The following is a 19,320-nucleotide window of genomic DNA, read 5'->3' on the forward strand; positions in this document are numbered from 1 at the left end:
CGCGCCCTGGACCACGAAGAATCCGCCGCCATCGCGCCCTGGCACGACGTGATCGATGCGCTCCAGACCGTTGGCGCGCGCATCCAGGGCCGCATGCGCGGCGGCGTTGCGCACGCCCTGCTCGCCGCGGAATTCCAGCCCCTTGCCGTCCAGTCCCTGCAGGCCGCGCAGCGCCTGATCGTACATGGCGCGGTGCGAATGGCCCGGTTGCGCCCAATCGGTGTCGGGCGCCGTCCGCACCGGCGCGGACGGCGCGTCGAGCGCCGCCGCGCGACGCTCGGGATAGGCCATTTCCTGCGCCTTGATCACCGCCTCGATGTAATGCACGTCGATGCCGTGCTTGATCCCGTTGCCGGGAATCATCCGCCGCCAGAACGACTGCGGGTCCGGATCGGGCAGTTCGATCTTGTGCCCGACCGCATCGGGCATCGCCCACTTCAGCGGAATGCTGTGCTCCTGCAGATCGGTCAGGATCTCGTTCTTGACCGCGAATCGGCGGATCTGGCCGTTGTGCGCGACTTCCTGCTTGGCCGCATCGGCATCGATGCCGATCCGTTCCAGGGTCTTGTCGTGCACGCCCGACGCGTTGAAGGTCACCGCCGGAATGCCGGTGCTGATCGAGGCCGCGCCGGCCAGGCCGCCGCCGAGCGAATGACCGGTGATCGCGACCTGATCGCCGAACGCGATCTTCGCTTCGCGCGCCAGGGCGATGGCCTGGTTGTACTGCGCGTCCTCGAAGCCCAAGCCCTGGCGGAAATTGGTCAGCCAGTCCTTGCCTTCGTCGGTACCGGAATACGCCAGCACGTAACGGCCCTGGTCGTCGCCGTAGATGCGCGCGCGGAAGCCGCTGTCGGGGTTTTCCAACGAGGCCGGGTCGATGCCGGCCTTGAGCAGCTGATCGGCGCTCAGCGGCTTGAAACCATCGGCGCCGGGGCCGAGTTCGTACAGATCGTCCATCAGCCGCGCCATGGTCTTGTCGATCGGCTTGGCGTCCAGACCGCGGACCTGATCGGCGAACGAAGGCTCGTTCTTCGAAGGCCCGACGTTGCCGTGCGGGGACTGCTCGCTCATGATGCTCTCTCCCTGAATCCCGGGAGCCCGCGCAAAGCTGGGCTCCGTATCGCCTAAACAGGCTCTATCCCTAGACAGGCCGTTGCCCGCGGCTCGCCGCCTGCGGCGCCGCGAGCGGCCGGATCAACCGCCTTCCACCGCGTGGCCGCGATCGCGCAGCCAGGCCACCAGGGCATCGCGATCGCGACGCGCCTGTGCGCTCAGCACCGTCGGCGGGGTCATGAACAGATAACGCTGGAAGGTGACGTTCTGGGCGTTGCGCGGCGCCGGATCAGCACCGGCTTGCAGCAGTTCCAGCGCCGCGCCGGGCTGGTTGGTCTTGGCCGCGACATGCAGCGCGGTATTGCCCATGCGGTCGGCGCGATCGACATCGGCGCCGGCGATCAGCAGGCGCTTGAACTGCACCGCGCGGCTGCCCATCAGCGCCGAACTGAGCGGCGTCATGCCGGTTTCCGAATGCGCGGTGTCGGGATCGGCGCCATACTCGAGCAAGGCTTCGAGATAGGTCGGATCGTTGGCCATTGCGGCCAGATGCACCACGGTGCTGCCGTCGATGCCGGGCTGGGCCGGATCGGCGCCGAGTTCGAGCAGGCTGCGCAGCCCAACCGGACTTTTGTTGAGCACGGCCCATTCGAGCAGGGTCACGTTCTTGTCGCCGCGCGCGCGCAGGTCCACGCCTGCGGCACGTCGACGGATTTCGGCGGCATCCCCTTCGGCCACCGCTTCGGCCAGCTCGGCCACGGCCGGATCGGCGAATATCTCGCGCACGTCTACTACGACTGTCATCTTGCACTCCTCCTGAGCACTGCCGGATCTACACCCCTGGCGCCCGCCGCAGGCGGGCTACGTACGAATCCAACGACGCGCACGGAGCGTCCCCTGAGCCGCGTCGTCCCCGACATACGGCCACGTACCGTGGCAGGGGCCAGCCTAGCAAGAAGCCGATGACCGCGCAGCCGCGGCGGACCTGCATCACAAAACAGAATGCTGCGGTGGCCGCAGCAAGAACGATTGCGCGTACGCGCGCGACGCGGCCGGACGATGCGGACCGCATCGCGCCGGCGCGTCCCGTCCGCGTTTCATTCGGCGCGCAGATGCAGGCGGAATCCCTGCGTGCCGGGCGCCTCCAGACCGGACTTCAGGCGCAGCGACGGCAACTCGTAGTCGCCTGCGTTCTGCTGCCGGTACGGAATCGGCGCCTGCGTCCACAAGCCGTCGAGGCGCTCGTGCAACTGCGCGCGCAACCGCTCGAACTGCGCCGCATCGACGCGCTCGCTGCGGTAGACCACGAACGAGGGCAGCACGTCGAAGCCGGGGTAATGCAGCACGCCGTGATTGATCGGAAACAGGATGTCGTCGATGCAGCCGTTGATGCCGCGCGCGCTGTAGTGGTCGCGCCAGCCGCCGGCGGTCACCGACAGCATCGCCCGCTTGCCGGCGAAGGAACCTTCGCCGTAACGGTCGCCCCAGCGCCGGTCGGAATGTTCGCCGACGCCGTAGGCCAGGCCGTAGGCGTAAACCCGGTCGATCCAGCCCTTGAGAATCGCCGGCATCGAGAACCACCACAGCGGGAATTGCAGGATCACCGCGTCGGCCCAGCGCAGTTTGTCCTGCTCGCGACGCACGTCCTCGGTCAGCGCGCCTTCGGCGTAGGCGCGGCCGGAGGCGGCGATCACCTGCAGACGCCTGTCCGGGTCGTGCTGCAGAAAGTCGTCGGCGTCGATCGCGCTCTTCCAGCCCTGCGCATACAGATCGGTCACTTCGACCTCGTGCCCGGTCGCGAGCAGGTGCTCGCGCATCGCGTCCTTGAGGGCGCCGTTGAGCGATTGCGGTTCGGGGTGGGCGTAGACGATCAGCACGCGTTTCTTGCGCGGGGCGGCATCGATGGAGCCGGTGGAGACGGTCGACATGGCGGCGTGGCCTGGATGAGGGAAGGCCAGACTATCGCGGCGCATATCGCCGCAGTGGCGTATTTTTATCGCCTTATTGAGTCGCAATTGGAACCAATCGGCTTGGCGATTGGGTCATACCCGGCGAATCGGCTTGCCGGGTCACTCATGCGATGCGTGGGGTACCGCTTAGATGCGGATGCGACAGTCCTACCGCCGCTCCTCCAGGCCCGGGCAGCCAAGCCTGGCGCCCAGCCGCAGGGCGCCGAGTCGATGTGGTTGAGCCCATGCCGACTAGCCGAGGCTCGGGCCGTTTCGCTGCTGGTTCTGGGTCAGCGATCGCTCGCGTTCCTGCTCCTGGGCAATGGCTTGGTTGGCGAGCGCCAGCTTCTGGTCGGACTGTTCGACCGGCGTCTTCAGCGCCTGCTCGACGGACACGCAGGCTCGCTTGCTGGCCGGGTCGTCCAGCTTGCCCTCGACCGCGAACATATTGCCGGTCGGACCGGGAACCACATGGTCTACCCGGCTCAGCGCATTGGCCGCCAGTGAGTAGTCCCTGCCCGGATGCATCTCCCGATTGTCCTTGCAGGCGGCCAACAAGCACCGACTTATGCGCTCGCTGCCCTCGTCGTAGGGCTTGCCGATACGGGCGTCGGCGGCACGCATGCCCTGGCGGATCTGTTCCAGCATGCTGTGATCGGGATGCGCGGGCTGGTCCGGCCCGGACGCCGGCTTCTGTTCCGGAGCGCTGTGCGCTGGCCGGTTCAAGTTCGGGAACTCGGCACGAATGGCCCGCTCCTCGGCCTGGACTCGCGAGGCCATGCTCGGCAGGACGGCCTCGGTCATCAAGTGGCGTTCGATGCCCTCCGCGCCTTGGGTGTGATAGCCGTGAGCGAAGCGCCCGATCTGCACCAGATCCACCAGGTTGGTGTTGGCTTGAATCCCCGCCACGCCACCGGCTGCCGCGCCGATGCCTGCCCCAACCACGGGGGCGTGACGCGACATGTCGCCAAGGGCGCGGCTGCCCGAGTCGAGCGCGGTGTCCGCCTGCTGGCCGCTGCCGGCGATTACCGCCCTCTGCGAGCCCTCGACCACCACCTGTACCCTTTCCAGGTCCACGACGCGGTCCATGGTGGTCTGGCGGATTCCGGAGGCATCGGCCTGGGCTTCGGAGCGCGCCTGGGCTGCCTCGTGCTGGTTGCGCGAGTGAGCCACCTGGCCGCCGCGCTCCACGTTGGCCGCTGCGTCGTTGGCCCAGCGCTGCATGCTGTCCGGCAGTACGTCCAGATCGCCGATACCGCGCAACAGACCGGCCCCGGCTTGGGCGCCGCGCAGTTGCACTTCGCCCTGCACGATGTCGATGGCCGCTTCCACCCGGCCTGCGGCGACGCGCGCTTGGGCGACGCCCTCGCCGGTCAGTCGGACGCCGGCTTGCACCGCCGAGTGCTGAACGCCGGACACGACATCCGCGAAGTCGGCGGCCTTGGCCGTCGCCGTGCGCACCAGGTCGCCGCTGGCGTCCAGGTTCGCCGCGGCCATATCGCCTGCGGCGGCGGTGGCCTGACCCGCCACGCGGCCGACGCGGGCGCCCTGGGCGGTGATGTAGGCCGTTTCCAGCACGGGCGCGGCGAAGTTGGAAATCTCGGTCAGGGTCAGGCGTTGCTCGCGGTCGGCGAGGCTGCCGTTCTCCCATACTTTGACGTCGTCGAGCGGTGCGACGCGGCCGGCCGCCAGGGGCAGGTCGAGCAGCAGTTGATTCGTATCGCCTTCGGCCAGCGTCTTGACGAACTCGCGTACCGAAGGTTGGGCGTGGCGCGGCAACATAGCGCTGAGTTGCGTGGTCAGAACCTCTCGGCCTTCGGGAACGTCCTGCAACAGTTTGCAGGTCTCCCGCAGCACCCCGGCCAACTGAGCGCGATGGAGCGTATCGAGCCGGTCGATGTTGTGCTGAACGCCGTCGTTCAGCAACTCGCCCTTGATCTGATAGGAAACCACCGAGCGGGACGTGTCGTGGACCTGTGTTCCTGGGTTCTCGCGAGCGAAGCGCCGGGCCGTCTCCGGGTGCAGGCCGGCGGCATTCCAGGTCGTCGCGGAGCGGCCGGTTACGGCCGACATCGCCGAGGCCATGCCGCCACCGAGGGAGTGGCCGGAGTACTCGGCACTAAGACCTGCGCGGTCCATGACGCGGGCCAACTGCATCGCGCGGTCGTAATAGTCAGTTTTTAGGCCGACAGACTGCGGAAAGTTGTTCGCAATGAAGTCCTCGTTGGTGGTCCCATAGAGCTTGCCGTCTTGGCCCATCACCTCGCCCGCCGAGCCCTTGGGCACGATCACTGGCCTGTAGCCGGGTCCGAGAATGGTCGGGTCGGGCAGATAGATCTCAGCGCGGAATCCGGAATCGCCAGGCTTCAGATAGTCCAGCAGTTGCTGGTCACTCAGCTTATTGAGTTCGGGCGCTGCCTCACGCAGCTTATCGAGGTTCTCACTAGCGCGAATCCAGCCCGGCGGCGGTTGCTTGCCCTCTTCGGGGGCTTGCGTCGCCATTGCCGACCAGTAGGTGTCCTTGGCCAGTACCGCCATATTGTCGGCATGGTAAGTGCGTTGCAACTCGTCGGCCCGGGCGACCGCGGTCGGATCGCCGCTATCCCGCAACTGCTTCAACAGCGCCTGGCGCTCTTTAAGGGCTTCAACGGAGGGAAACATGGTGACTCCTTGTCGGTTCTAGCAAGTGCTTACAGCAGGGGGATGTCTTTCTCTTCGTGCGGGTAGCCGAACGCTTTTCGCATGTCACGAAGGTATTCCGGCATCGGTGGCCGTTTGTACCCGCGTGCCAACAGCCACTGTTGGCACTTTCGTTGCCAATCGACATAGCCGGGCTTGCTCGGATACCAGAAGATGGAGTTGATTGTTGCTTTGAAGCGAGGATCTTCCGAGTCGTTGTCCGGATTGGCGCCGTGTTGCAGAAGCCAGTAGGTTGGCTCAAAACCGCCCGCCGTCGCATAGTCGGTGATAATAGGTACGGTGCGCGTTTTAGCGTTAATGTCGGCGCCTCTTTCGATCAGGAGTTTGACATTCGGCCATCCGCCGCCTCCTAGAATGGACTGCACGAGCAAGGTCTCGTCATTCGAGTTGCGGGTATTCGGGTCACCGCCGTAATCGAGCAGTATCTTTAGGTAGATGGGGTCTTTCGCCTTGGCGGCCCACACCATGGCGTTGTTGTTGTTGCGCATCCCACGATCAGTGGTCATTGAGCGGCGCATCGCATTGGGGTCGGCCCCGTTCTTCAGCATCTCCCGCAGGCCTTCGGGGCTCTCCGTGATGACCGGCCAGGCCAAGAGCGGATAGCCCTCAGGGGAGAAGATTTTGTCTGGGTCGACTCCCTCCACCTTCATCAAGCGCCGAACTTCCTCCAGCCGGCCAAACTCCGACGCGACCGCGAGCGCTTGCGCCTTGGGCTGGTTCGGGAACCAATCCGCGACCGGCAACGAGGATTCTTGCGCTGGGGTGTAGGGCGCCAGGCAGCCGGCCAGCAGGCAGGCGATCAACAGGCCCGCAAGGCCGACTGCAAAATGGTGCAGAGCGTGGGGCAACAACCGGAGCAGGCGGTTCATAGTCATCCGTGAAGTCCGAAGGAGCGAGAGGCGTTCAGCTACGCCGACATGGAACGGGCTCAGGCTCCACTATCCCCGTCGCGGCGTCAGTGGACAAGCTTGGCATGGCCGATCCAGATCGTGGGCTCGGGCGCAGATGGCGCGATCGTTGTCGTACAAGCGCCCCAAAAACCACGCGCAGCGGCAGCTATCGAATGTGCCGATAATGTGCCGATAGGCTTGAGCGTTCTTCGGCGCTTTGTCATCGGCTGAACAATCGACCTGTCCGTGGAAGAGAAATTGTAGGTCGCGCTGTTTTGTGACGCAGCCGCAACGGTTGACACACATGCAGGCGACTGTTTGGAACTCTCTTCACGATCAAGCGCAGCTTTCCTCGCGAGCGATCGCGCGACAGAGGACCTGAGTCGCTCGAACCACTCCCGATCGTTCAGCTCGATTCGGATTTTTCCGACGCTGGTTCACGGCGATTGCCTACTCGTCCATGGGATATGCGCGGAACGGTGCGCCAAGCCGTATGAATCAAATGCGCATCCGAGCAGCATGGCTCGGATCGGTTCGACGGCGCTGGCCGCCCGACCCGACTGACCGATCACCGAACCGGGACAAATCTAGAGACCACTCCGCCCGCTTCAGGAAGCGGCACGATGACTTGAGCCCCAGGGACGGCGGGGGCCAAGCTCGCTTAACCCCCGCCACAAAAAAAGCCCCGCGGATGCGGGGCTTTTTCGACGCGGAACCGAACCGGACTCAGGCCCAGAGGTCGTGCAGGACCATGGTGTGGTCGCGGTCCGGACCGGTGGAGACGATCGCCAGCGGGCAACCGGCCAGTTCTTCCAGCGCGCGCAGGTAGGCGCGCGCGGCCGGCGGCAGCTTGTCCCACTCGGTGATGCCGTGGGTGTTCTCGTCCCAGCCCGGGAACTCCAGGTACACCGGCGTGCACTCGTCCCAGCCGGCCGCGTCCAGCGGCGCGTACTCGGTACGCTTGCCGCGGTATTCGTAGGCGATGCAGATCTTCAGCGTCTTCATGCCGTCGAGCACGTCGAGCTTGGTGATGCACAGGCCGGTGATGCCGTTGATCGCCACCGCGCGCTTGAGCGCGACGATGTCGATCCAGCCGCAGCGGCGCGGACGGCCGGTGGTGGCGCCGTATTCCTGGCCGCGGTCGCGGATGCCCTGGCCGACTTCGTCGTCCAGTTCGGTCGGGAACGGGCCGCCGCCGACGCGGGTGGCGTAGGCCTTGGCGATGCCGAGCACGTAGTCGATCGAGTCCGCGCCCACGCCGGTGCCGGCCATCGCGCCGCCGACGGTGGTGTTGGACGAGGTGACGTAGGGATAGGTGCCGTGGTCGATGTCCAGCAGCGAGCCCTGCGCGCCTTCGAACAGCACGCGCTTGCCCTGCTTGCGCAGGTCGTGAAGGATGCCGGCGACATCGGACTTCATCGGCTCGACGTATTCGCCGAATTCCAGCGCCTCGTCGAGGGTCTTCTGGAAGTCGACCGCTTCCACGCCGAGGTACTGGGTCAGCACGAAGTTGTGGTAGTCCAGCGCCGCGCGCAGCTTCTCGGCCAGCTGTTCCGGGTAATGCAGGTCGGCGACGCGGATGCCGCGGCGGGCGACCTTGTCTTCGTAGGCCGGGCCGATGCCGCGGCCGGTGGTGCCGATGGCCTTGCCGCCGGCGGCCTTTTCGCGGGCCTGATCCAGGGCGATGTGGTACGGCATGATCAGCGGCGTGGCCGGGCTGATCTTCAGGCGCGAGCGCACTTCCACGCCGGTGGCTTCGAGTTCCTCGATTTCCTTGCGCAGCGCGGCCGGGCTCAGCACCACGCCGTTGCCGATCAGGCACAGCGCGCCTTCGCGCAGGATGCCGGACGGAATCAGATGGAGAACGGTTTTCTTGCCGCCGATGACCAGCGTGTGGCCGGCGTTGTGGCCGCCCTGGAAACGCACGACGGCGCCGATCTGCTCGGTCAGCAGGTCGACGATCTTGCCCTTGCCTTCATCGCCCCACTGGGCACCGAGAACGACGACTGACTGACCCATGACCTTCAAACTCCTGCGCTTGCGGTGATAGCGGCGGTGGCCGCGCGGCGTCCGCCCGCGGCCCAGTCGCAGCCGATGCCGCGCCACAGGGCCATGAACGGAAAAAAGCCGGCGGGGAAGGCCCCGTCCGGCTTTTGTGCATTATCCGGGTTTCGGGGGGGCAAGGCCACCCCAAATCGGTCGGATCGGCCGATCCGGCGGCGAGTCGGGGCCGGCGGGCGGGTTTCGTTCATCCTCCGCCCTCCCCGCCCGCCCGCCGGCCGTCCCCACACGGGTCTGCGCGCTGGCCTGCGCTCGCTAAAACGCGGGCCCGGCGTCATGCCGGGCCCGCCTGCCGCCGGACGGTCCGACGCGCCCGGCGGCCGCAAACCGGTCGCTCAGCGTCCGCTCTGGCCGCCCCGACGCGCGTCGATGTAGTCGTCGACGCCGTTCTTGTCCTGGTCCAGGCGCCGCCCGCTGAGCTGGTAATAGGTACGCGTAGCCAGCTCGCCGCGCACGTAGGCGCGCTTGGCCGGATCCCAATAGGTCGCGTTGGGGTCGACGGTATTGGCGGTGAAATAGACCGTGGTCGAGGGGAACAGGTCGATATTGGTCCCCGGCTGGCAATCGGCGGTGTCCGGGCCGGCGGTCAGGCGGTCGGCCTGGCTCTTCTTGCAGTCCTCCTCGGTGATCACCTCATAGACGTGCCGGCGCTGGTTCAGTTGCGCGATCGGCAAGCTCAGGCCCTTGCCGCGCGGGTCCAGCTTGGCTTCGCGCACCAGGGTGCGCGTGGTTTCCGGCCAAGGCTGGAACGGCTCGCCGAGGAAGTCGGCGATGCGCCCGCCGACCACCATCTGGTCGAGCGCGAGCACGCGCGGCAGTTCCATGACCTGCAGGTCGCGCACCAGCAGCGGCGCTTCGGCGAGGTTGAACACGCCCAGGTTCAAGGTGCCGCCGACGGTGTCCAGGGTGCCGGCGTCGAAGGCGTGCAGGCGCGGGTTCAACGCCATCGCCGTGCTCGACACGTCGCGCAGGGTGATGTCCTTGATCACGATCGGGTTGGGCGTGGACAGGCTGAAGTTGACCCCGGCGAACGAGGCGCCGATGTGGAACTTGACCCCGCCCGGCGCCTGCCCCGGCGGGCCCGGCAGGCCGACGCAGCCGCCGGTGCCCCAGCCCGGATTGGGCGTGCTCCACTTCACCGTGTACGGATAGTAGGTGCCGCCCTGGAAGGTCTCCGCCGGGCCGATCGGGCCGATCACGGTCGGGTTGATCCACGGGCTGTTGCAGCCGGCGTAGGCCCAGTCGATCACCGGCGCGGTCGCCGACGGGTACAGCACGCGCAATTCCAGGCTGTGCGCCGGCGCGGCGTTGGGGTTGACCAAGTCCCAGTTCCACATGGTCTGCAGCGACAGGCCGACGTTGGCCGCCAGCACCGAGAACTCGTGGTCGCTGAAATGGCGGCGGTAACCGGCGCGGTCCTCGGCGGTGAGCGCGCCGCCGGCCGGCATCACGTGATGCTTGTAGGTGTCTTCGCCGGGGCCGACGATGGTGTTGTGGGCCAAACCGTAATTGTGGCCGGCTTCGTGCGCGGCGGTGCCGCCGATCGAGTTGGCCCAGCGGTCCAGGGTCGAGTTGGCGCCGTTGAGCGCGCCGCCGGGACCGCCGGTCCAGTCCTGGTAGGTCTTGCCCCAGACGTAGGAATAGTCGACCGCGACCGCGTCGCCGGTGTCGACGGCCTGGGCCAGGCCGAACAGGCCGTCGGCGATGTCCGATTTGGTCGTCACCGCGACCACGTTGCGGCGCGGAAAGGTCGCCGGCGGCAGGGTCGCGGTCGGCAGCACCTGCACGTTGAATTCGCAGTAATCCAGTTCGACCACGTGCTTGACCGCATCGCGCAGCGCCGTGGTGGTGCCGGTATAGCTGGGCAGGTCGGCGGCGTTGAACGCGGCCGCCGGATTGGTCACCGAGCCGGCCGAGAAGCCGAACGAGGGGTAGGCGATCGGCGCATTCGGAAACACCAGATAGAGTTTGTTGGCCTTGTTGGACGGGTTGTAGGCCGGACAGGTGGCGGCCAGCGCCGACCCGCTCAGCGACAGCAGGGCCAGGGCGAGTGCGGTCCGACGCAATTGCAGCGATTCCTTCATGTCGCGACTCCGGGTCGTATGGACGGTTCTGGGGCGTGGTTGGGACGGGCGTGATGGGAGCGGGCGTCATGGCGCCGTCGCCGCCGCAGAGAGCGAGTCGGAGGCCGCATGCGTCGTACGCCGCCGACGGTTCTAGGACCGAGGACGGGGTCGGCGACAGGGCGAAAACGGGTCGATACCGGGACGACGGGGGAAGGATTCGCAATCGCGCTCGCGAAATCCGGGCAAAAGCGATGCGCATCTCCGCGCGGGCTTGACCGACGTCGCAAGCGGAAAACCCGGGGGAGCGGAGCTGGGGCGGCCCCGGTGGCGCGGTTCGCGACCGGCGTCGCGCTGGCGCGCGAGGACGGCGTACTGGAATCCGCACCGGTCGCCGCCAGCGCGGGGGCGCAACGACGCGGCGCGACCGACAGCGGCGTTCGACGGCGGCGATCGGTCGCCGCTAGGTCAAGACGGAGTTCATCGCCGCGCCGGGTGCGCGGCGGTCGTAAGGCGGCTCAGCCGCGCGCGATCCACAAGGCGGCGGTACCGATCGCGACCACGATCGCCCCAACCAGGCGCAGATGCCGGTCGGGCAACATCAGCAGCTGCTCGACGGCCTGCTTCCAGCCGCGCGGGGCGACGAACAGGAACAGGCCCTCGAACACCGCCACCAGGCACAAGGCCCGCACCACGTCGCCGGCCACGTCGCCTCAGCGGTCGGACTTGAGGTACTGCAGGAACGGATCGTCGCGGTCGAGCACGATCACGCTCTGGCCGTCGGCGAAGGACTTGCGATAGCTCTCCAGGCTGCGCTGGAAGGCGAAGAAGCCCGGGTCCTTGTTCGCCGCTTCGCCGTACAGGCGCGCGGCCTGGGCGTCGCCCTCACCGCGCAAGCGCTGCGCGTCGCGCTCGGCTTCGGCCAGGATCACGGTGCGGTCGCGTTCGGCCGCGGCGCGGATCGCCTGCGCCTGCTCCACGCCCTCGGCGCGCAACTGGCTGGCGACCTGCAAGCGCTGCGAGCGCATCTGGTTGTAGACCGAGGCCAGCACGTTGCTGTCCTGCGGCAGGTCGATGCGCTTGATGCGGATGTCCTTGATCCGGATGCCCAGCGTCGCCGCGCCCTTGTTGATTGCTTCCAGCTGCTTGCCGATCACCGCTTCGCGGTCGCCCTTGACCACGTCGAGCAGCTTCAGCGAGTTGATCTCGTTGCGCAGCGAGTCGCGGATGATCGGCGCCAGGCGCTCGACCGCGACGGATTCGTCGCCGCCGGTGGCCTGGAAGAAGCGGCGCATGTCGTCGATCTGGCCCAGGGCGAAGAAGTCGACGCTGACGTCGAGCTTGTCCGCGGTCAGGTAGCGCTCCGGCGGCGATTCCAGGATCTGCAGGCGGCGGTCGAACACGCGCGCGGTCTCGATCAGCGGCCACTTGAAGCGCAGGCCGGGGCCGATGTCCTCGCGCACCACGGTGCCGAGCCGGAACACGATCGCGCTGTGCCCTTCGGAAACGGTGAACACCGAGCCGAGCAGGGCCAGCAGGGCGGCCACGACCGCGGCCACAATGACGGGGAATCTCATCGCATCACCTCATCGCGGGTCTTCGGGCGCGGCGGGCGGCCGACGTAGGGCATGGTGGTCGACTCGGTGGAGGTGACCGGGCTGAGCATTTCCGGCTGCAGCGGCACGCTGACCGGGCCCGGCGTGGTCGGCACCGCGTTGCGGTCGGCCATCGGCACGTACAGGATCTGGCGCGAATCGCCGCCGACGATGGTGCGGTTCTGCGCCAGCACTTCCTGCACCGTATCCAGCCACAGGCGCTTGCGGGTCACGTCGGGCGCGTTCTTGTACTGCTCGACCAACAGCGAGAAGCGGGTGGCGTCGCCTTCGGCGCGGGCCACGGTCGAGGTCTTGTAGCCCTCGGCGGTGGTGCGGATGCGCTGCGCGTCGCCGCGCGCTTCCGGCACGATCTTCTTGGCGTAGGCCTGGGCCTCGTTGATCGAGGTCGACTTCTCGGCGTTGGCGCGCTGGGCCTCATCGAACGCGTCCTTGACCTCTTCCGGCGGACGCGCGTTGGGCAGGTTGAGCTCGGTCAGAATCAGGCCGGTCTCGTAGGCCTTGAGCGAGGCCTGCAGGCGCTGGCGCACCTGGGTGGTCAGCACGCTGCGCGCGCCGAGCACGGTGTCCAGGTCGGAGCGGCCGATCTGCTCGCGCACCGCGCTTTGCGCGGCCTGCTTGAGCACGTCATCGGGCTTGCGCGAACCGAACAGGTACTGGCGCGGCGACTCGATCCGGTACTGGACGTTGATCTCGACGTTGACCATGTTGCCGTCGCGGGTCAGCACCGGGATGGTTTCGCTGTAGGCCTGGGTCTGGGTCGCGTTGACCTTGCGCACGCTCTCGATCGGCCACGGCGCCTTGAAATGCGGGCCGGGCTGCAGCACGCGCGAGAACACGCCGAAGCGCAGGACCACGCCGCGTTCCTGCTCGGTCACCAGGACGAAGCAGTTGAACATCAGCCACAGGCCGAGCAGCAGCGCGACCCAGCGCAGGATGCCGCCACCGCCGTTGCCGAACAGGCCGCGCAGCGGCTCGATCACGGCGTCGAGGCCGCGTCCTTGGGGTTTGCGGCGCGGCGGACGCGGGTTGTCGCCGGAATTGTCACTGCCAGGGGTGTTCCAGGCCATGCCTGCTCCTAAGAAGTTGGGCGCCGGGCGGGACTTCCGCTGTCCAGCCCGCTGCACCGGCGGCGTGCCGCCGGCCCGCAGCGCCGGTGCGCCGCGGGAATCCGCGCACCTAACCAGCGCGCGCGAACCCGTCGATTCTAGGTGGGGGCCTGAACCGCCTCAAGCAAGGGGCGCAGCGCTTCGCCGTGCGGTTGGGCGAACAGGCGCTGGGCATCGGCCAGGGCCAGGTCGACCCGCAGCAGCCAGCCGTGCTCGTCGGCCTGCTCGGCACGGACCGCGCCCAGTTCGTGCAGGCGCGCGCGCAAACGCGCGTCCTGCGGGGCGATCCGCAGCTCGCCGGCGATATGGCGCAGCTCCAGGGCCTCGCCCAGGGCGCCGCGCAGCAGGTCCAGGCCCTGCCCGTCGCGGGCCGATACCCAGACCCGCGGGCGCTCCTCGCCGGGCCGGTCGACCCGCGGCTGGGCGCCTTCGAGGCGGTCGATCTTGTTGAAAACCAGCAATTGCGGCAAATCGCCGGCGCCGATTTCGCGCAATACCTCGTCGACCTGGGCGATGCGGTCGTCGCGGTGCGGGTCGGCGGCGTCGATCACGTGCAGCAGCAGGTCGGCCTCGCGCGCCTCCGACAGGGTCGAACGGAACGCCGCGACCAGTTCGTGCGGCAGGTCGCGGACGAAGCCGACCGTATCGGCCAGCACCACCGCGCCGCCGGACAGCTCGGTCCGGCGCACGGTCGGGTCCAGGGTCGCGAACAACTGGTCGGCGGCATAGGCCTGCGCGCCGGTCAGGGCATTGAACAGAGTCGACTTGCCGGCGTTGGTGTAGCCGACCAGGGCCACCCGCGGCAGTTCGCTGCGCACCCGCGCGCGGCGCATCTGGGTGCGCTGCACTTCGACCTTGTCGAGCCGGCGCTGCAATTGCTCGACCCGTTTCTGCAGCAGGCGGCGGTCGGTTTCCAGCTGGGTTTCGCCGGGGCCGCGCAGGCCGATCGAACCGCCGCGCTGGCGCTCCAGGTGGGTCCAGCCGCGCACCAGGCGGGTGGCCATGTGCTTGAGCTGGGCCAGCTCGACCTGCAGCTTGCCCTCGGCGCTCTGCGCGCGCTGGGAAAAGATGTCCAGGATCAGGCCGGTACGGTCGACCACCCGACGCTGCAGCGCGCGCTCGAGGTTGCGTTCCTGGCCCGGGCTCAGGGGGTGATTGACCAGGATCAGGTCGGCGCCGCTGGCGTCGGCCGCGGTCTTGACCTCGTCGAGCTTGCCGCTGCCGATCAGGGTCGCCGCGTTGGGCCGGTCGATGCGAGCGGTCAGCACCGCGGCCACGGTGGCGCCCGCCGACCGCGCCAGGTCGGCGAACTCTTCCAGCAGGTCCTCGTCCGGCGCGCCGCCGGCGTGGGGCTGGATCAACAGGGCGTGCTCGCCCTTCTTGGAACGTTCGAACATCTAGGGTCCGGTACCGCGAGTGGAGAGGAACGAGGAACGAGTAAAGGCGGCCAGGCCGTGCCGGCGCCCCGTCCTCCGCACTCGTTCCGGATTATTCGGTTTCGTCGCTGCCGTCGCCGCCGTCGGCCGACTGGACATAGCCGCCGCCCGGTCCGACGCGCACGTTGCGCGCGGGCACCACGGTGGAAATCGCGTGCTTGTAGACCATCTGGCTCACGGTATTGCGCAGCAACACCACGAACTGGTCGAAAGATTCGATCGTGCCCTGCAGCTTGATGCCGTTGACGAGGTAGACCGAGACCGGCACACGTTCGCGACGCAGCGCATTCAGGAAAGGATCCTGGAGGGATTGCCCCTTAGACATCTTCTAATTCCCCAGCATGTTCTAGTTATTAGGACGGCGCTCCGAGCAACGGATGCGGGTGCGGCCGTATCGCCGGCTGTTGTCCCCACAGGGCGACCGGCCGATGGTAACGCAAGTGAACACAAACATTGCGACCCGGTTCCGGGTTTGCGCGCTCCATTCTAAGCGGCGGAGCCCCGTCCTACGAGCCGGGCGCCGGCGAACAGGCCCAATGTGCGTTCCAACTCGACCGCATCGCGCAAAGGGTCGAACCAGCGCAGGTCAAGCTGGCCGCGCAACCAGGTCAACTGGCGCTTGGCCAACTGCCGGGTCGCGTAAATACCGCGCGCGCGGAACTCGTCCGCGCTGCCGGCGCCGTCGAGGTGCTCCCAGGCCTGGCGGTAGCCGACGGCGCGAATCGCCGGCAGATCCAGCGGGCCGGGATGGGCGGCCAACGCCGGCAGCGCGCGCAGCCGGCGGACCTCGTCGAGAAAACCGTCGGCCAGCATCTGATCGAAGCGGCGTTCGATCCGGGCATGCAGGGTCGCGCGTTCGGCCGGCGCCAGCGCCAGCTTCAGCACCCGGTACGGCAGGCGCGGCGCGTTGAGAGCCTCGCGCCGCCATTGGCTGATCGGCCGCCCGGACAAGCGGAACACCTCCAGCGCGCGTTGGATGCGCTGGGCATCGGTGGCGTGGACGCGCGCGGCGGCCTCCGGGTCGACCCGGGCCAGTTCGGCATGCAGCGCGCCCCAGCCGCGTCGGCTGGCCTCCTCCGCCAACTGGGCGCGGACCGCGGCGTCGGCCTCGGGCATCGGCGCCAGGCCGCGCAGCAGGGCGTGGAAGTACAGGCCGGTGCCGCCGGCGAGGATCGGCAAGCGGCCGCGGGCGGCGATGGCGTCCAGGGCGCGGCGAGCATCCTGGGCGAATTCGGCGGCGGAGTACGGTTGCCAGGGCTCGCGCACGTCGATCAGATGGTGCGGCACCCGCGCCTGCTCGGCGGCGCTGGGCTTGGCCGCGCCGATATCGAGGCCGCGGTAGATCAGGGCCGAGTCGACGCTGACGATCTCGCCGTCCAGGCGTTGGGCCCAGTCCAGGGCCAGGGCGGTCTTGCCCGAGGCGGTCGGCCCCATCAGGGCGATCGCGAGCGGGCGCGGGTCGGCGGAACGGGCCATTCGGCGGACGAGGGGCGGGGGCAGCGGCGAGAGCCGGCAGCCTCGCACAGCCGGCGCGGCGACGGAAGCCGCGGCCGCCGCCGCGGGCTTTCCACACGACTTGTGGAGAAGCACTGGGGCAAGCCTGTTGATAAGCCCGCTCCGCCCAGGCGCCGCAAGGCCTGGCGGGAGTTTGGCGAGAAAATGACCAATCGGTTGCGGTTGTCCACACAGCCTGTGGACAAACCTGCGGACAGTTTTCGAAACGCCGGCGCAATCCGTTGCGGTACAACGATTGCAAGAGGGTTGGCGATAATTTGATCAGCGAATTTCGCTTGACTTACAGGGCCTTGCGCGCATGCGTCCGATCGTGCCGGCCGGCGCGCCGGCGCGCGCTGTCCACACCGGCTGTGGACAAGCCTGCGGACACCGGTCCTCGAATCGGGTTTCACGCCTTGTACCGCAACGCCCGCGTGAGATTGGCGAAAAAATAGCCAGATGCAGGCACCTCGCGCACGCCGCCTGCGCGGACGGTCGACGCGGCGCCGTTGGCCTCGCCGCGACCGGCCGAACCGCGAGCCGCGCGCGTTCGCGGCGGCGATGCGTCTTTGCCGCGGCGCGGTGCGACACGCAGGCGCTCGCGCCTTTGTCCACATCGCTTGTGGACAAGGCTGCGGACAGCCGTCGTGGAATCGGGTTCCACGCCTTGCGCCGCAAGGCTCGGGAGAAATCGGCGAAAAATTCGCCAGCCCCGCGCACGCCACGCATGCATGCGCATCCGCAGTACAGCCGGCACGCCTCGCAGCTGCGATCCGCTGCGGACGGCGCACAGGCGGCGGCTGCGTCGATTCGTCCGCAACGACGGCCACTGCGCGAACGCGCTTGTCCACATCGCTTGTGGACAAGGCTGCGGACAGCCGTCGTGGAATCGGGTTCCATGCCTTGCGCCGCAAGGCCTGCAGGATTCTGGACAAAATATCGCCAAGCCCGGCCGTGCGGCACGCGTCGCCGGCGACAGCCGCCCTGCCCTACGATGTCGATCCGCCGGCGATCTGCTTCGCAGTCGCGCGGCGGTGGCCTCCGGCGCGTTGGTCCCGTCGCGATGAGCGCGCTGTCCACAATCGCTGTGGACAAGGTTGCGGACACTCGTCCGCGAATCGGGTTCCACGCCTTGCACGCCAAGGCCTGCGGGTTTTTGGTCATTTTTTAGCCATTCCGGCCCAACCCCATCGCCGCGGCCGTTTTACGCCGCGCGCGCGGAACACGGCGGCCGAACGGATACGTCGGCTAGCCAAGGAACCACGCTGCACGTGCCTGCCGTGCGGCGCGCGGTTTGTCCACACCGCCTGTGGACAAGGTTGCGGACAGGCATGCGGGAATCGGGTTTCACGCCTTGCGGGGCAAGGCTTGCACGATTCTGGACAAAATTTCGCCAGCCTCCGGGCGACTCGGGAATGGTGCCCTTTCTAGTCGCCGCGTCGTCGCTCGTCGCAGCTTGCCCGTGCTGCGCGACGGCGGTCGGCCGGATCGGCTCGCCGGCCGCCACAACGCCTGTCCACAGACACTGTGGACAACGCTGCGGACAGACGCCGGAGAATCGGGTTTCACGCCTTATGCGACAAGGCTTGCAGGATTTCGGCTATTTTTTCGCCATGCTTTGTCGAGGCAACGGAACGCGAAGCGCGCAGGCCGCGTCCGTGGCGACATCGCCCCCGGCCATGCCCACGGACCGTGAGCGCGCCTTGTCCACACCGACTGTGGACAAGGCTGCGGACAGTCGCCCGCGAATCGGGTTTCACGCCTTGCGCGACAAGGCATTCGCAAAATTGGACAAAGATTCGCCAATGATCGGCCGCCGCATCCGGCCCAGGCCGCATCGCGAATCCGAGCGAACATCGCCACGGCGGCGCCGGCGTTGACAGCCTCGTGCCGTTGTGCCCGACGGCGAGATGGCGCTGACACTGCCCACAAACGCTGTGGACAAGCCTGCGGACACGCAGCGACGAAGCGTGTTTCACGCCTTGCAGGTCAAGGCCCGCAGAACTTTGGCGATTTTTTGTCCAATACGGACGATCCGCGGCGCGAGGCTCGGTACGAGCGCGGCGATCGCTCGAGGATCGCGCACCGAACTCTCCGCACGGCCGCTTCGACGAGGCGCTGCCTTCGTCCACATCGGCTGTGGACAAAGCTGCGGACACTCGTCCGCGAATCGGGTTTCACGCCTTACGCCGCAAGGCCTGCGGGATTATGGCGAAATTATCGCCAACGGCAGGAGCCCCGCCGTCGCGCTTCCCTCCGACGATGGCCGGTCGCTCGCGGCGCGCAAGGACAAGCCAAACGCCGGATCGCGCACACCCGCGTATCGCCCGCTTCCGGAGCCGCCTGCGCGATGCCCTTGCGCGCGGTCTTCCGGCGCGAGGCGTGCTCCCAGGCACGCTCGCGCCGATCGGCGTATCTCCGCCGACGGCGGAACGCGGCGATCGCAAGCGGCCGTCGGTGGCACGGACGATGTTCGCCTGCCCGCGGGCTTATTCGTCGTCGGGCCACTTCAGCGACGGCGCCGATGCCGTCGCGCGCCGCGGCACGGCTTGCGCCGCGACCGCGTGCCAGACCTTGAGCGCATCCACCGTCGCGGCAACATCGTGCACGCGCAGCAGCATCGCGCCGCGCTGGGCCGCGATCAGATGCGCGGCGACCGAGCCGTGCACCCGCTCGCGCGCGTCCTCGCGCCCGGTCAGTTCGCCGATGCTGCGCTTGCGCGACAAGCCCGCCAACAGCGGCACGCCGAGCTCGGCGAAGCGTTCCAGCTGAGCCAGCAGGCTCAGGTTGTGCGCCAGGGTCTTGCCGAAGCCGAAGCCCGGATCGACCACGATGCGCTTCTTGGCGATCCCGGCCATCTCGGCGGCGAAGACGCGCTCGGCGAGGAAGCGGTGCACTTCGGCGACCACATCGTCGTAGACCGGCTCGCGCTGCATCGAGCGGGGCTCGCCC

Annotated in this window: 14 protein-coding genes; all 14 read right to left on the reverse strand. The window is 68.0% G+C overall.

All coding sequences use genetic code 11. The features are described from left to right. On the reverse strand, window positions 1-1,071 hold a 1,071-nt coding region (locus tag TX83_RS14015; RefSeq protein ID WP_064748590.1), incomplete at its 3' end, for an XVIPCD domain-containing protein. A 123-nt stretch (window positions 1,072-1,194) separates the two neighbouring features. Further along, a complete protein-coding gene (locus tag TX83_RS14020; RefSeq protein WP_064748591.1) occupies window positions 1,195-1,857 on the reverse strand; it encodes an ankyrin repeat domain-containing protein in 663 nt (220 codons plus the stop codon). Window positions 1,858-2,150: 293 nt separating this feature from the next. Then, on the reverse strand, window positions 2,151-2,981 hold the full coding sequence (locus TX83_RS14025; RefSeq protein WP_064748592.1) for an NAD(P)H-dependent oxidoreductase: 831 nt from the start codon (window positions 2,979-2,981) through the stop codon (window positions 2,151-2,153). Window positions 2,982-3,254: 273 nt separating this feature from the next. Then, entirely contained in the window at window positions 3,255-5,663 is a 2,409-nt protein-coding gene (locus TX83_RS23925; RefSeq protein WP_261370135.1) for an XVIPCD domain-containing protein, read from the reverse strand. Window positions 5,664-5,692: 29 nt separating this feature from the next. After that, on the reverse strand, window positions 5,693-6,571 hold the full coding sequence (locus tag TX83_RS14035) for an ankyrin repeat domain-containing protein (RefSeq protein ID WP_087960731.1): 879 nt from the start codon (window positions 6,569-6,571) through the stop codon (window positions 5,693-5,695). 747 nt (window positions 6,572-7,318) lie between these two features. Continuing rightward, the gene (locus TX83_RS14040; RefSeq protein WP_064748593.1) at window positions 7,319-8,611 is read right to left on the reverse strand and encodes an adenylosuccinate synthase; all 1,293 of its coding nucleotides are present in this window, start codon (window positions 8,609-8,611) and stop codon (window positions 7,319-7,321) included. Between the two features lie 377 nt (window positions 8,612-8,988). Then, a complete protein-coding gene (locus TX83_RS14045) occupies window positions 8,989-10,737 on the reverse strand; it encodes a hypothetical protein (protein WP_064748594.1) in 1,749 nt (582 codons plus the stop codon). 497 nt (window positions 10,738-11,234) lie between these two features. Further along, a complete protein-coding gene (locus TX83_RS14050; protein ID WP_064748595.1) occupies window positions 11,235-11,423 on the reverse strand; it encodes a DUF2065 domain-containing protein in 189 nt (62 codons plus the stop codon). Window positions 11,424-11,429: 6 nt separating this feature from the next. Further along, window positions 11,430-12,293 carry a protease modulator HflC gene (hflC, locus tag TX83_RS14055; RefSeq protein ID WP_064748596.1) on the reverse strand — a complete coding sequence of 288 codons (864 nt, stop codon included), beginning with the start codon at window positions 12,291-12,293 and terminating at the stop codon, window positions 11,430-11,432. After that, a complete protein-coding gene (gene hflK / locus TX83_RS14060; RefSeq protein ID WP_064748597.1) occupies window positions 12,290-13,399 on the reverse strand; it encodes an FtsH protease activity modulator HflK in 1,110 nt (369 codons plus the stop codon). The genes hflC and hflK overlap by 4 nt, the downstream gene beginning before the upstream one ends. Before the next feature lie 137 nt (window positions 13,400-13,536). After that, window positions 13,537-14,835 carry a ribosome rescue GTPase HflX gene (gene hflX, locus TX83_RS14065; protein WP_064748598.1) on the reverse strand — a complete coding sequence of 433 codons (1,299 nt, stop codon included), beginning with the start codon at window positions 14,833-14,835 and terminating at the stop codon, window positions 13,537-13,539. A 91-nt stretch (window positions 14,836-14,926) separates the two neighbouring features. Then, on the reverse strand, window positions 14,927-15,199 hold the full coding sequence (gene hfq / locus TX83_RS14070) for an RNA chaperone Hfq (protein WP_064748599.1): 273 nt from the start codon (window positions 15,197-15,199) through the stop codon (window positions 14,927-14,929). 161 nt (window positions 15,200-15,360) lie between these two features. Then, entirely contained in the window at window positions 15,361-16,350 is a 990-nt protein-coding gene (miaA, locus tag TX83_RS14075) for a tRNA (adenosine(37)-N6)-dimethylallyltransferase MiaA (protein WP_064748600.1), read from the reverse strand. 2,507 nt (window positions 16,351-18,857) lie between these two features. Beyond that, a partial coding sequence (locus tag TX83_RS23930) for a dihydropteroate synthase (RefSeq protein WP_261370136.1) occupies window positions 18,858-19,320 on the reverse strand: 463 nt, incomplete at its 5' end.

The organism is Lysobacter antibioticus HS124 (assembly GCF_000336385.2).
Lineage (GTDB): Bacteria > Pseudomonadota > Gammaproteobacteria > Xanthomonadales > Xanthomonadaceae > Lysobacter > Lysobacter firmicutimachus.